This is a genomic window from Oerskovia sp. PE-21s, from assembly GCF_056158145.1.
The window spans coordinates 49,583-62,550 of record NZ_JBUXJM010000004.1; the positions used below are offsets into that span (position 1 = coordinate 49,583).

A 12,968-nucleotide genomic window follows, 5' to 3' on the forward strand; every position below is an offset into this window, starting at 1 on the left:
GCAACTCCGAGTATCAGATAAATCACCGTCGACGCTAGCAACGGCCACAAGAGGAAAGAAAGCAAGTATCTGATACTCCGAAAATCACAAGTTGGTAAAGGCCCGCCGCGGACGTCGCGACGGGCCTTTCACCAGCTGCACCAGCTGCAGCTGCTGCAGCAGCAGCCGCACCAGCGGTACCAGCCTCAGAACGCGCCTCGGCTCAGACCTCCAGGTTCGCGAACAGGACGCTCGCGAGCACGAGCCCCACGACGAGGTTGAACACCGCGGCCGACCCGAACACCACGACCGGCTTCCACCCGGCCTCCCGGACCGCCGTCACGTTGAACTCCAGCCCGATCGACACGAACGCGACGATGAAGAACACCGTGCTCAGAGACTTGAGGATCGCGATGTCGGGTGCGGCGGCATCCGCCCCGACGGAGCTGACGTAGACCGTCGCCACGACCGAGGCGAGCAGGAACCCGAGCACGAACTTCGGGAAGCGCGTCCACAGCTCGCTCCACCGGGGAGCGGCGGCCCCCGCGACCCGGTCGACCCGGAACGCGAAGTATGCCGTGAGGGCGATCGCGACGACCCCGATCAGGGCGTTCTGGGTGGTCTTGACGATCGCTGCGACCTGCAGGGCCTCGTCCCCGGCCAGCGCTCCCGCGGCCGTCACAGCGGCCGTGGTGTCGATGTTCCCGCCGATCCACGCCCCGGCGACGGCGGGCGACAGGCCCAGCGCCTCGGACAGCGCAGGCAGGATGAAGATCGACGGCAGGGCGAACAGGATGACGAGGCTCGCCGCGTACGCGAGCTGCTCCTTCTTCGCCTGCACGGCGCCCGCGGCGCTGATCGCGGCGCTGACCCCGCAGATCGACACCGCGCTCGCGAGCAGCGCCCGGAGCTTGTCGTCGATGCCGAGGCGCCCGCCGAGCCACCACGTGAACCCGAAGACGAGCGTGATGAGCAGCACGGCCTGCGCGATCGCCGGCCCGGCGGCCGAGACGACGAGCGACAGGTTGACCGTGGCCCCGAGCAGCACGAGCCCGGTCTTGATGAAGAACTCGGTCCGGAACGCCGCTGCCAGCCGGGAGCGCAGGCCCGTGGCCGACAGCACGGCGTTGCCGAGCAGCCCGAGCGCGATCGCGTACACCGGGTACTCCACGGACTTCGCGATGCCGCCGAGCGGCGTGTCGGCCAGCCACTCCGGGACGCTCTGCTCGAGGAAGCGGGCGGACCAGGCGAGGCCCAGGAGGACGACGAAGCCTGCCACCAGGTAGAGGGCGCCCGGTGAGCGCCCGTCCTGGACGACCGAGTCCTCGAGCGTCGCCCGGGGTGCCTCGCCGACGGTCGCCTCGGGGGAGCGGTCGCCATCCACGGCCGCCTCGCGGCGGGATGTCGTGCTGGTGCCCGTGTCAGGGGTCGTGGCGCTCATCAGGGCACCAGCCCTTCGGGGATCAGGCCCAGCAGGCCGACGGCGACGACCGCGAGGCCGACGACGGTCGCCAGCCAGTCCTCGGAGACGTGGACGCGTCGGACGGCGTCCACGGTCACGGGCCGGGGGGCGGGAGCCGTGGCGGGCTCGACGGGCGGTGAGGCGGTCGGGGCGTGTTCCGCCCTGGCGGGCGGGACAGGGTTCTCGCGTGCGGGCATGGCAGGTCCTTCGGGTTCCGGCGTCGGGAGTGGGTGCGGCGAGGGCGACGACCGGCGCAGGGCTGCGCGGCGTCGTCGCCCTACGGACACACCTGCGACGTACGGAAGATCTGCATGGCCGACAGGGTGGCGGTCACCGCCGACCGGGGCAAGAGGGTGTCCACCCTCCGGGAGAACGTGACGCCGTGTGAACGGTACGGACGCGTCAGTCCTAGGCGAGAGCCCTCTCGAACGCATCCAGCAGCCGTTCGCCGAACAGCACGAAGCGCACGTCCACCACGCCCCGGTCCCCGCCCGCACCCCACGCGCGGACCGCGGCCACCGCGACCCGCGCGACCTCGTCCCCGTCCCAGCCGTAGACGCCCGCGCTCACCGCGGGGAACGCGGCAGACGTCGCACCGAGGTCCGCGGCCACGTCGAGCGAGCGCGTGAAGCACGACGCGAGCAGCGCGGGGTCGGTCTGGCCCCGGTGCCGGTTCGGCCCGACCGTGTGGACGACCCACCGCGCCGGCAGGTCGAAGCCCGGCGTGGCGACCGCCTCGCCGACCGGGAGCCCCTCCGGCAGCGTCGTCCGTCGCAGCTCGCGGCACGCGTCGAGCAGCCGGGGACCGGCCGCGGCGTGGATCGCGCCGTCGACCCCGCCTCCCCCGAGCAGCGACGAGTTCGCGGCGTTGACGATCACGTCGACGTCGACGGTCGTGAGGTCTCCGAGCTCTGCGGACAGGTGCATCCGTCCATCCTCGCGCGGGTCGTGCTGCCTTGCGCGGACACGCAGAAGGCGGCCCGACGACGTCACGCGCGTGACGCCGTCGGGCCGCCTCCTCGAGGTGAGCCGGTCAGGTCACCAGACCTTGTCGCCCCGGATGACCACGTCCGAGCCGCCGTCGACGAAGACGACCTGACCGCACATGTGGCTGTTCTCCGGGGAGACGAGGAAGCGCAGGAGGTTCGCGGGAACCTCGGGGCCCATGATCCCGCCGAGCGGCATGGGGACGTGGGACTCGACGGCCTTGGTCGACTCCTCGGTCGCGAGCATCTCGGCGGTCATGCCGGTCTGGACGATGCCCGGGCCGATCGCGTTGAGGGGGATGCCGGCCCCGGCCCAGTCGGCGCTCGGCGCGACGCGGCGCAGCCAGTGCGCGACCGCGGCCTTGCTGCTGCCGTAGATGATGTCGCCCGTGCCGGCCGCGGTGAGCTCGGCCGCGCGGGCCAGGGCGGCGTCCTCGTCGCCCGCGAGCGTGAGGTCGACGAGCTGGTCGTCGACCGGCAGGAGGCTCGCCATCGAGCACGTGACCGCAGCCCGCGGCGCGTCCGACCCGGCGAGGAGCGGGCGCAGGCCCTCGAGCGTCGCGAGGGCGCCGAAGTAGTTGACCGCCAGGGTGGCCGGGCTGCCGTTCGACAGGCCTGCGTTGGCGACGATCGCGTCGATCGTGCCACCGCTGAGCGCGGTGACCTGCTCGACGAGCCCGGTGCGGCCGGCGTCGGTCGTGAGGTCGACCGCGACGTCGGCGTCGCGCAGGTCCACGCCGATGACGCGGTGGCCGTCTGCCTCCAGCATCCCCTTGAGGGCCTTGCCGATGCCCGAGGCGGTTCCGGTGACGACGACGGTGCGCATGATTCCCTCCAGAGCAGCTGGTGCGGCCAGAGATTCCTGGCCGTCCCCTTCAGGTTAGGCCGCAGAACCGGGGAAAACGGGCGCCCGGGACCTCCGACGCGGTGATCGTGACGAAGGTCCCACCGGTGGCCCTGCCGTCGGCCGACCGCCTACCACCCGCCCGGCGCGAGGACCTTCCGGATGCGCTTCTCGCTCACGGGCCCGTCGGTCCCGAGCTGCTGCGCGAACAGCGAGACCCGGAACTCCTCGATGAGCCAGCGCGCCTCGTCGAGCTCGGCGAGGCGCCCCGGGTCTGCGGGGCCGGCGGCGTAGGCGGCGCGCGCCTTGGCGTAGGCCTCCTCGACGTCGTGCACACGCCACGCGAGCTCGGCGTCGCGGTGCGGGTTGGTCGCGGCCTTCTCGATCCGGTACGACGCCGCCCGCAGGTAGCGGGTCAGGTGCGGCAGCCTGTGGGCCGGGGTACGGGACACGAAGCCCACGCCCACGAGCCCGGCGACCTGGTCACGCACGTCCTGGAGCGTGTTGAGCAGCGCGAGGCTGTTCGCCGAGCGGATCTGGCCGTCCAGGTCCCGCGCGGCCGTGAGCGCGGCGACGACGTGCCCGACGATCTGGTGCACCTCGTTCTCGAGGTGTCGCTTCACGAGGTCCCGCGCGGCGACGTACGACTCCGCGCTCCGGATCTGTACAGCGTCGGGCAGTGGCCCGTACTGCGAGGCCTTGGCGCCGGACGTGAGCGCGACGACGGCCGCGAGCTGCAGGTCGGCGACGAGCGCCTCGGTGTTCCGGTACGGGCTCGCGGCCATGGTCAGCGACTGCGTCCCGCTCCAGCGGCTCGTGACCCGCGCGGTCTGCAGGGCGGTCTCGCCGAGCAGCAGCCGCCGCACGCCGCGTGCGTGCTCGCGGTCCTGCGTCGAACGGTCGGCGAGGACGCGGAGCGCGACGGACGGCTTGCCCTTGGCGTCGACCTCCTCGACGAGCGCGGGGTACCCGCGCACGACCATGCCGCCTCCGGCGGGCGTCGACACGACCTCGGGCAGCACGCCGTCGGGAAGGCCCGTGGGCCACGTGGTGAGCCCGGTCGCCTCGGCGACGACCACGGAGGCCACGCCGCCGTCGGGCGCACTCGTCTCACCAGTACCCCCTGAGCCCTCACCAGGGCGACCGGCCGAAGGTGCGCCGGACGCGGACGCGGGGAGGGGGGCGGCGGCGCCGGAGGGCGTGGCGGGGCTGGCGGGAGCGTCGCGAGGAACGAGCGACGCGGATGGTAGCCCTCGAGCCGCCGCCCCCCTCCCCGCGGCCTCCGCCCCAGCCGCCTCACGCAACGCCGCTCCGACCGCCCCCTTGACCGCCGCCCGCACCGCCGCCTGCGCCTGGGGCGCGAGGCGCCGTTGGAGCGAGACGAGGTCCTTGGACTCGTCGAGCACGACCTCGCCGCCGCGGCGTTCCTCGATGACGCGGAACGTCATGCGCAGGTGGGCGGGGAGGCGTTCGGTGCGGGCCTCGTCCCAGGCGTCGTCGGGGATGACGACGTCGCGCAGCGCGCGGACGGCCCGGGTGAAGGCGACGTGGAAGGGCTCGGCCATGTCCCCGGCGCGGGTCACGTCCTCCCAGGCGGGGGTGTTGTCGCGGAGCCAGGCGACGACGTCGCGCGCGACGTCGGGGGCGGGGACGAGCTGGACGCGCACGGGCTTGGGCAGCGAGCGGATGGTCGCGGTCGCGAGCTCGTCGAGGAGGCCGGGGACCATCCAGTCGAACCCGTCGGGTACGACGCGGTTCAGCACGCTGATGGGGATGTGCACGGTCACGCCGTCCGCGTCCGTACCGGGCTGGAACTGGTAGGTCAGGGGGAGCGTGAGGTCGCCCTGGACCCAGGTCTCGGGGAACAGCGAGGTGTCGACGGACTCGGCGTCGGGTACGAGCTGTTCGAGCGTGAACGTGAGGAGGTCGGGGTCGCGGCGCTTGGCGGACTTCCACCAGGTGTCGAAGTGGCGGGCCGAGACGACGTCGTCGGGGATGCGCTCGTCGTAGAAGGCGAAGAGCACGTCGTCGTCGACGACGAGGCCGCGCTGGCGCGAGCGCGCCTCGAGCTCCTCGGCCTCCTCGAGCAGGCGGCGGTTCTCGTGGAAGAACTGGTGGTGCGTGGTCCACTCGCCCTGGACGAGGGCGTGGCGGATGAACATCTCGCGCGCGGCCTCGGGGTCGACCTTGCCGTAGAGCACGGTGCGGTCGGCGACGATGGGCACCCCGTAGAGCAGGACCTTCTCCTTGGCCTGCGCGGCGCCCTGCTTGGTGGACCAGTGCGGCTCGGAGTAGGTGCGCTTGACGAGGTGACCGGCGAGCTCCTCGGCCCACTCGGGCTGGATCTTCGCGACGTCGCGGCCCCACAGGCGGCTGGTCTCGACGAGCTCGCCCGCCATGACCCACACGGGGGGCTTCTTGGACAGGGGTGAGCCGGGGAAGATCGCGAAGCGGGCGCCGCGAGCGCCGAGGTACTCGTTGCGGGCCTGCTTCTTGGCCCGCTTCATGGCGAGCTCCTTCTGCGGGCCGCGCAGGTGCGCGACGGACGACGCCTTGACCTCGGTCGCCTCCTGCATGCCGATCTGCGAGAGCAGCCCGGCGAGGAGCGACTGGTGGATGGTGTCGTCGTCCCAGGTGAGGCGGCGCTCGACGGGCTGGTCGGTCGCCTCGGCGATCGTGGTGCCCGACGGCGTCGCTCCCTTTCCCGAGCCCGCGTCGCCCCGGGTGCGGGGCGTGTAGGACATGTCGATGCCGAGGGGCTTGCTCATCTCGCGGAGCTGCGCGACGACGTCCTGCCACTCCCGCACGCGCAGGAAGTTGATGTACTCGGCCTTGCACAGGCGCCGGAACGCCGAGGACGACAGCTCGTGCTGCTGCTCGCGCACGTACTCCCACAGGTTGAGGTACGTGAGGAAGTCGGAGCGGGGGTCGGCGAAGCGGGCGTGGAGCTGGTCCGCCTGCGCGCGGTACTCGGCGGGGCGTTCGCGCGGGTCCTGGATGGACATGACGGCCGCGATGATCGCGACCTCGCGCGCGACGCCGCGGCGCGAGCCCTCCCAGATCATGCGGGCCAGTCGCGGGTCCATGGGGAGCTGGGCGAGGACGCGGCCGATCTCGGTGAGGCGCGTGACGGCACGGCCGGGCTGGCCGTCGCGGCCGGCGTCCTCCGGCACGGTCTCGAGCGCCCCGAGCTCGGTCAGGAGCTGCACGCCGTCGCGGATCGAACGCGTGTCCGGGGGCTCGACGAACGGGAAGCGCGCGACGTCGTCGGGCGAGGAGACGACGCCCACCGAGATCATCTGCAGCAGGACCGACGCGAGCGAGGTGCGCAGGATCTCCGGCTCGGTGAACTTGGGGCGCGAGAGGAAGTCCTCCTCGGAGTACAGGCGGATCGCGATGCCGTCCGCGACACGGCCCGAGCGCCCGGAGCGCTGGTTGGCGCTCGCCTGCGCGATGGGCTCGATCGGCAGGCGCTGCACCTTGGTCGCCTTGGAGTAGCGCGAGATGCGGGCCGTGCCGGGGTCGACGACGTAGTGGATGCCCGGGACCGTCAGCGACGTCTCGGCGACGTTGGTCGCGAGCACGACGCGGCGCGAGGAGTGCGCCTGGAACACACGGTGCTGCTCGGCCGAGGACAGGCGCGCGTAGAGCGGCAGGATCTCGACGAAGTCGGGGCGCTTGGCGTCGCGCGTGCGCTCGCCCAGGCGCGACTCGAGGGCGTCGGCCGTGTCGTGGATCTCGCGCTCGCCCGACAGGAACACCAGGACGTCGCCCGGACCCTCGGCCATGAGCTCGGTGACCGCGTCGACGATGCCCGTGACGAGGTCCTTCTCCTGGGCGCCCTTCGCGGGGGAGCGCTTGGCCTTGCCCGACTCCGGGTCGACGTCGGGGGCGAGCGGCCGGTACCGGATCTCGACGGGGTACGTGCGGCCCGTGACCTCGATGACGGGAGCCGTCTCGGGAAGGTGCGCGGCGCCGTCGGGTCCCTCGTCCGTGCCCGTCAGCTCGGCCGCGGCCAGCTCGTCCGCGGTGAGCGGCGGCAGCGGGCCGCCCGGCGCGAAGTGCCGCGCGAACCGCTGCGAGTCGATCGTCGCCGACGTGATGATGACCTTGAGGTCCGGCCGCTGCGGCAGGAGCCGCGTGAGGTACCCGAGCAGGAAGTCGATGTTGAGCGAGCGCTCGTGCGCCTCGTCGATGATGAGCGTGTCGTACGCGAGGAGCTGCGGGTCGCGCTGGATCTGCGCGAGCAGGATGCCGTCCGTCATGACCTTGACGAGGGTCTGGTCGCTCGACTGGTCCGTGAACCGCACCTGGTAGCCGACGATCTCGCCGAGCGGCGTGCCGATCTCCTCGGCAATCCTCTCCGCGACCGTGCGCGCCGCGATCCGTCGGGGCTGCGTGTGGCCGATCTGGCCCTTCCGGCCTCGCCCGAGCTCGAGCGCGATCTTGGGGAGCTGCGTCGTCTTGCCCGAGCCCGTCTCTCCCGCGACGATCACGACCTGGTTCTCCGCGATCGCCTTCGCGATGTCCTCGCGCCGCGCCGAGACGGGCAGCTGTTCGGGGTAGGTGATGGGCGGCACGACGACCTGCGCGCGCCGCTCGGCGGCCCTGGCGAGCCGGGCCGGGTCGACCTGCTGCGGGCGTCCGCCGCGGCGGTCGCCACGCTTCGGGCGTCGCTCGCTGCCCGACGGCGGACGCTCGCCCCGGGCGTCCTGCTCGCCCTCGGGGGCCGGGTTCTGCGCGGTGGCCTGCGACTTCGCTCGCCCACGCCCCCCGCGCCGACGACGTTGGCCCGCGCCCTCGCGCTGCTGCCCGCCGGTCTCGCGACCAGGTGCGTCGGAGCCCGCGCTCGCAGGGGCGTCCGCGGTCCTGGCCTGGGACGGGTCCAGGGCGGGCCGGGTGGGGCCGTGCGGTTCGGTGCTCACGACCAACCATTCTCTCAAGCGGTCGCAACTTCAATTGCCTCCAGGCAGAGCGAGAGCCTTGCGGCCGCCCCGCGCCGGGCGCACCCTGAGGACATGGCCACGTCCTGGGTCGAACGCTGGCAGCTCGATCTCGATCGGCTGCGGTGGTACCCCGTGGCCCAGGAGATCCGAGCGGTGCGGCGGGAGGACCCCCAGGACGTCGTGCTCCGCTCGACGTCCACCCGTCTCGTCTGGGAGCCGTGGCGGCTGCTGCCGGTGTACGCGGTCCCCGCGACGGACGTGCGCGCGTCCCTCGTCGAGGGCGAGCATCGCGACGGGCAGGTGCGGCACGGCCTGATCCCGCACCCGCTGCACTTCGAACGACACACCTGCCCGGGGAGCGAGGTGTGGTTCGAGGGAGCGGACGGTGCGACCGCCCCGTTCTTCCGCCCTGACGACGCGGACCTTGCAGGTCACGTCCTGGTGGACTTCCAGGCGTTCGACTGGTTCGCCGAGGAGCAGCCCCTGGCCGCTCACCCGCGCGACCCCTTCAAGCGGGTCGACGTCGTGCCCAGCGCACGCCACGTCGTCGTCTCCCTGGGCGGCGTGGTGCTGGCCGACAGCGACCGGGCCATGGCGCTGACCGAGACCTACCTGCCGCTGCGCTGGTACGTCCCCCGTGAGGACGTGCGGTGGGAGGCCCTGACGCCGAGCCCGACGACGAGCGACTGCGCCTACAAGGGGCACGCCCGCTACTGGTCGCTCGCCTCGGGCGACCCCGACGGCGCCGACATCGGCTGGAGCTACGAGGACCCCCTGTCGGACGGCGAGAGGGTGCGCGGGTACGTCGCCTTCTGGTGCGAGCGCACCGACCTCACGCTCGACGGCGTCCAGGTGCCGCGCCCCGAGAGCCTGTTCTTTCCCCGCGGGCGCCGCTGACCGAGACCGTCCGACGGGCCCTCTGCCAGGGCCTCAGCCCACCCGGACGCTCAGGACGAGCTGCTCGCCGACGTCGAGCCGCACGTCCGAGAGCGTCACACCGGGCGGCAGGGACGACGCGAGGTCGATGCGCTTGCCGTCGACCTCCTCGAGCTTTCCGCGCACCGCCAGGAGGAGCGCGGCGACGACCGGGTTGCGGCTCGATGCGCCCACGTCGGTCAGCGTGAGGACCATGGCCTGGTCGATCGACGCGGTCGCCGTGATCTGGGCGCTCGCGGACAGGAAGCCCTTGCGGATCTTCGCCGACGCCACGATCGACGCGGCGCGCGGGCCGCGGGACGCGAGGTCGACGTCGAGGGACGTGAGCGTGAAGCCCTGGTCGGCGAGAGCCTTCGTCGCGAGCTCGCGGGCCGTGCTGACGAGCGCGTCGCGGCTCGCCGCAGCGCGGAGGTGACCGCTCACGGGGTGCCCGGTGCTCTGCGGGGCCTCCTCGATCGAGAGCGACCCGTCCGCCCCCTCGACCCAGGAGAAGCGCAGGTCGCGGATCTCGGCGTCGAGGTCGACGGCGACTCCGGCGAGCGTGACCGGGTGGCCCTGGGCGCGGATCACCCGGGCGACGGCCTGTTCGCGCGCGATCACGTGCTGGACATTCTCGGCCGGGTCGGGGGCGTCGGCGGCACCCATGGCGCGGACGACGAGCCCGGTCACGTCGACGTCGAGGTTCTGGACGTCGGGGCTGCCGGGGACGGTCGCGGCGTCGATGCGGACGCGGTCCAGGCCCGTGGCATGGTCGCCCAGGTTCTTGGTCATGACGTCGCGCAGCCGTTCGGCGAGCGCGGGGCCGGTGTCCGGGCGCGGGGCACGGCCGAACGGGAGGACGTCGTGGGCGGGGCTCTGGTCGTCGGACATGCGCCGAGCCTACGACGAGGGCGACGGACCGGACCGCCCAGGGTGACGGTGCGGTCACCGTCGGCATCCGACACGGTCACCCTCGGCGGGCGGGGACCTCCGCGAACGCCCGCACCGGGAACGTCCCGAACCCCTCGACCTTGGGCGGCACGGCCGTGAACCGGGCCCCGCGGGGCGGCACGTCGCCCAGGTTCGTCAGGTGCTCGACGACGTGGATCCCCGCCGCGAGCAGCAGCGAGTGGGCGGGGCGCGCCCCGCCGGACGTCACGGGGTCGGTGTCGTCGATGTTCAGCGAGTCGATCCCGACGAGCGTCACGCCCGCGTCGACGAGGTGCTGCGCGCCCGCCTCGGTGAGGAACGGCGCGGGCTCGCCGTAGGCCGGGGTGCCGAAGCGTCGGTCCCAGCCGGTCTGCAGCAGGACCGCGCTCCCGGCGAGATCGCGGTCGAAGAAGACCTCGGCGCCGATCCCGCGACGACCACCCCGCGAGGGGTCGACCGACTCGCTCAGCCGGAACACCTCGGCGGGCAGCCCGACGAGGGTCTCGAGCCCGAGCCCGGACAGGTCGGTCCCGTCGTCGTACCGGTGGAAGGGGCTGTCGAGGTAGGTGCCCGTGTTGCCGATCATCGTCAGCACGTCCATCGCGAACTGCGTGCCGGGCGCATACTTCGCGACGGAGTCGGCACGGTCAGGAAGGGCGTGATGGTCGGTGCGGGCAGCCCCGGGTAGGTCACGAGGCCTTCGCGCACGGTGTGGCTCAGGTCGACGAGCCGGGTCGTGCGCGGAGCAGCGGCGCCCGGGCCGTCACCCTCGGCGTCCTCACGGCCACCCTCGGTGGCGACACGGTCACCCCCGCTCACCCCACGGCTCCCCACGTGCGGTTCCTCGACGAACGTCAGTCCCGTGACCTCGACCGACCCGACCAGCGCGAGGCCCAGGTGCCGGACGAGGAGGCGAGCGACGTCGTCGGGCTGGAGGTCGCCCGCCGGGACGTCGAGACGGAACCCCTCGGTGCGGAGGCTGCCCCCGTTGGCGAAGGTCACGTGGGCGTCGAAGTGCGCGCGGTGCTCGGTCATCACCGGAGTGTCGCACCGGGGGGCGGACCCTCGGGAAGACGCAGCGAGGCCGCCGCCCCGGAAGGGACGGCGGCCTCGTGGGCGGACCCGCGTCAGTACGAGCTGACGCTGCCCGTGGAGACGGCCGCGACGGCCACGATGACGACGAACACGAAGTAGACGACGTAGATCGCCGTGAACACGATGCTGAGGATGAGGCCCCACTTGGCGAGCTGGTTGTCGAAGCCGGCCTCGCGGGACTTCTTCTTGCCGATCGCGCTCAGCACGATGCCGACGGGCGCGAAGAGGAAGGCCAGGATGAAGCCGACGATGCCGAGCGTCTTGCCCGGGTCCTCGACGGGGGCGCCGTAGTACTGCGGGGCGGGAGCGGACTGCGGGGCCTGCGGGGAACCGTAAGGGGTGGTCATGGGGGTTTCTCGTTTCTCTCGCGCACACGAGCCTCGTCGGGTGCGTGGGGGTCGTGGCGACGGGCGCCACGAAGTGCGGTGCTCATTGTGGTGGAGAAAGGCACCGCTGCACAGGGGGATTTCTCCCCATGCGGGTGAAAAACGAGAAGCAGGTCCGGAACGTGGGCCGGGTCAGGACGCTGCGCGGCTCGTCTCGCCCCGGAGGTGGTCGATCGTGTTCTGCACGTCGCGCAGCGTCGAGCCGACGTCGGCCCCCTGCGCCACGGTCTTGTCCGCGACGTAGCGGAGCTGGGCCGAGGCGGCGTCGAGCGCGACCTGGGCGTCGGTGAGGGCGAGGGCGGCGCGGCCGTCGCCGTACTCGTCGGAGGCCGCCTGGGCGAGCGCGGCGTTGGCCTCGTCGGTCGCGGCCTGGGCGTTCCCGACGGCGTCCTCGACCTCGCTGCGCAGGCCGGTCGGCAGGGACGAGAGCTGGGTCGCGGCCTTCTCGAGGTCCTCGCCGATCGAGTCGACCTGACACTGGGTGTCCTCGAGGAACTGGGTGACCTCGGCGGCCGATGCGGTCGCGCTCAGCGGCAGCATCATCGCGAGGGCGAGGAAGCTGGCGGCGGCGAGCCGGGCGGCTGGTCCTGATGTCTTCGGCGACGTCATGCCGAGAAGTCTGCACGGCGAACCTGGGAAAAGACAGGGAGGACATGGACAGTTGGTGGAGATTTCGCCCACAGTCGTGGGGGAGCCACGCGCGCGGCCGTCCCGGCCACGACGGCCCGTCCGCGCGGGTAGCGTTGCCGTCGTGCCCCACCCCGCAGCCCCCGCCCCCGAGGCGCCCCGATGATCCGCCGCGCCCTGGCGCGCGCCTACTGGGCCGTGAGCAGGTGGACGCTGCGCACCGAGCAGCCCCCGACCGACCGGCCCGGCATCCTCATCGGCGCCCCGCACACGTCCAACTGGGACTTCGTGCTCATGCTCGCGATCTCGACGAGCGTGGGCGTGAGGGTCCGCTGGCTCGGCAAGCACACCCTGTTCAAGGGTGTCATGGGGCCGTTCGCGCGAGCGCTCGGCGGGATCCCCGTGGACCGGACCGACCCGAGCCTCGTCGTCGACGACATCGTGTCGCGGGTCCGCAGGGGTGAGGTGTTCTCGCTCGTCATCACGCCCGAGGGGACGCGCAGCAAGGGCGAGTACTGGAAGTCGGGCTTCTACCGGATCGCGCGCGAGGCGGGCATGCCCGTGACGCTCGGGTACGTGGACCGCACGACCATGACCGCGGGCCTGGGCCCCACGCTCGAGCTCACGGGTGACGTGCGCGCCGACATGGACCTGGTCCGCGCCTTCTACGCGGACAAGGCCGGGTTCGACCCGTCGCGTCGCACCGAGCCGCGCCTGCGCGAGGAGGACCGTCCCGCGCCGGACGCGGCCACGGGAGAAGCCGGCTCGACCGCCTGAGGCGGTCGACGCCGTCGGGCA

The 12,968-nt window shown here is 72.8% G+C and carries 12 protein-coding genes; 2 read left to right on the plus strand and 10 right to left on the minus strand.

Annotated features, from left to right (window positions below; all coding sequences use genetic code 11):
• Positions 1-202: 202 nt before the first annotated feature.
• From ACZDYF_RS08835 to hrpA, 5 genes are all read right to left on the minus strand, one after another.
• A complete protein-coding gene (locus ACZDYF_RS08835) occupies positions 203-1,420 on the minus strand; it encodes a YeiH family protein (RefSeq protein ID WP_475055612.1) in 1,218 nt (405 codons plus the stop codon).
• The gene (locus ACZDYF_RS08840) at positions 1,420-1,638 is read right to left on the minus strand and encodes a hypothetical protein (protein WP_475055614.1); all 219 of its coding nucleotides are present in this window, start codon (positions 1,636-1,638) and stop codon (positions 1,420-1,422) included. The genes ACZDYF_RS08835 and ACZDYF_RS08840 overlap by 1 nt, the downstream gene beginning before the upstream one ends.
• Positions 1,639-1,849: 211 nt before the next feature.
• Positions 1,850-2,368 (minus strand): O-acetyl-ADP-ribose deacetylase, encoded by a 519-nt coding sequence (locus ACZDYF_RS08845; RefSeq protein ID WP_475055617.1) that lies wholly within the window; start codon positions 2,366-2,368, stop codon positions 1,850-1,852.
• A gap of 111 nt (positions 2,369-2,479) precedes the next feature.
• Positions 2,480-3,253, minus strand: coding sequence for an SDR family oxidoreductase (locus ACZDYF_RS08850; protein ID WP_475055619.1), 774 nt, complete (start codon positions 3,251-3,253; stop codon positions 2,480-2,482).
• A gap of 149 nt (positions 3,254-3,402) precedes the next feature.
• Positions 3,403-8,196, minus strand: a complete 4,794-nt coding sequence (gene hrpA / locus ACZDYF_RS08855; RefSeq protein WP_475055621.1) for an ATP-dependent RNA helicase HrpA — start codon at positions 8,194-8,196, stop codon at positions 3,403-3,405.
• A gap of 93 nt (positions 8,197-8,289) precedes the next feature.
• Here hrpA and ACZDYF_RS08860 point away from each other — a divergent pair, with 93 nt between their 5' ends.
• Positions 8,290-9,114, plus strand: a complete 825-nt coding sequence (locus tag ACZDYF_RS08860; protein WP_475055622.1) for a DUF427 domain-containing protein — start codon at positions 8,290-8,292, stop codon at positions 9,112-9,114.
• A 33-nt stretch (positions 9,115-9,147) separates the two neighbouring features.
• Here the strand turns inward: ACZDYF_RS08860 and ACZDYF_RS08865 are convergent, their stop codons facing one another.
• From ACZDYF_RS08865 to ACZDYF_RS08885, 5 genes are all read right to left on the minus strand, one after another.
• Positions 9,148-10,023, minus strand: coding sequence for a hypothetical protein (locus tag ACZDYF_RS08865; protein ID WP_475055623.1), 876 nt, complete (start codon positions 10,021-10,023; stop codon positions 9,148-9,150).
• Between the two features lie 76 nt (positions 10,024-10,099).
• Positions 10,100-10,663: a cyclase family protein gene (locus tag ACZDYF_RS08870; RefSeq protein ID WP_475055624.1), complete on the minus strand. Its 564-nt coding sequence runs from the start codon at positions 10,661-10,663 to the stop codon at positions 10,100-10,102.
• Complete coding sequence (locus ACZDYF_RS08875) at positions 10,651-11,097, minus strand: hypothetical protein (RefSeq protein ID WP_475055625.1); 447 nt, start codon at positions 11,095-11,097, stop codon at positions 10,651-10,653. The genes ACZDYF_RS08870 and ACZDYF_RS08875 overlap by 13 nt, the downstream gene beginning before the upstream one ends.
• A gap of 92 nt (positions 11,098-11,189) precedes the next feature.
• Entirely contained in the window at positions 11,190-11,504 is a 315-nt protein-coding gene (locus ACZDYF_RS08880) for a DUF4190 domain-containing protein (protein ID WP_191790010.1), read from the minus strand.
• A gap of 171 nt (positions 11,505-11,675) precedes the next feature.
• Positions 11,676-12,152, minus strand: coding sequence for a hypothetical protein (locus tag ACZDYF_RS08885; protein ID WP_475055628.1), 477 nt, complete (start codon positions 12,150-12,152; stop codon positions 11,676-11,678).
• Positions 12,153-12,332: 180 nt separating this feature from the next.
• On the opposite strand from ACZDYF_RS08885, the gene ACZDYF_RS08890 reads away from it, so the two are divergent.
• On the plus strand, positions 12,333-12,947 hold the full coding sequence (locus tag ACZDYF_RS08890; protein WP_191790008.1) for a 1-acyl-sn-glycerol-3-phosphate acyltransferase: 615 nt from the start codon (positions 12,333-12,335) through the stop codon (positions 12,945-12,947).
• The last annotated feature ends 21 nt before the right edge of the window (positions 12,948-12,968 follow it).

Bases quoted from the DNA above. Each gene is read 5' to 3' on its own strand.
- ACZDYF_RS08880 (WP_191790010.1), bottom strand. From the start codon at position 11,504: ATGACCACCCCTTACGGTTCCCCGCAGGCCCCGCAGTCCGCTCCCGCC.
- ACZDYF_RS08890 (WP_191790008.1), top strand. From the start codon at position 12,333: ATGATCCGCCGCGCCCTGGCGCGCGCCTACTGGGCCGTGAGCAGGTGG.
- ACZDYF_RS08865 (WP_475055623.1), bottom strand. From the start codon at position 10,023: ATGTCCGACGACCAGAGCCCCGCCCACGACGTCCTCCCGTTCGGCCGT.
- ACZDYF_RS08875 (WP_475055625.1), bottom strand. From the start codon at position 11,097: ATGACCGAGCACCGCGCGCACTTCGACGCCCACGTGACCTTCGCCAAC.
- ACZDYF_RS08850 (WP_475055619.1), bottom strand. From the start codon at position 3,253: ATGCGCACCGTCGTCGTCACCGGAACCGCCTCGGGCATCGGCAAGGCC.
- ACZDYF_RS08870 (WP_475055624.1), bottom strand. From the start codon at position 10,663: ATGGACGTGCTGACGATGATCGGCAACACGGGCACCTACCTCGACAGC.
- ACZDYF_RS08845 (WP_475055617.1), bottom strand. From the start codon at position 2,368: ATGCACCTGTCCGCAGAGCTCGGAGACCTCACGACCGTCGACGTCGAC.
- ACZDYF_RS08885 (WP_475055628.1), bottom strand. From the start codon at position 12,152: ATGACGTCGCCGAAGACATCAGGACCAGCCGCCCGGCTCGCCGCCGCC.
- ACZDYF_RS08860 (WP_475055622.1), top strand. From the start codon at position 8,290: ATGGCCACGTCCTGGGTCGAACGCTGGCAGCTCGATCTCGATCGGCTG.
- ACZDYF_RS08840 (WP_475055614.1), bottom strand. From the start codon at position 1,638: ATGCCCGCACGCGAGAACCCTGTCCCGCCCGCCAGGGCGGAACACGCC.
- ACZDYF_RS08835 (WP_475055612.1), bottom strand. From the start codon at position 1,420: ATGAGCGCCACGACCCCTGACACGGGCACCAGCACGACATCCCGCCGC.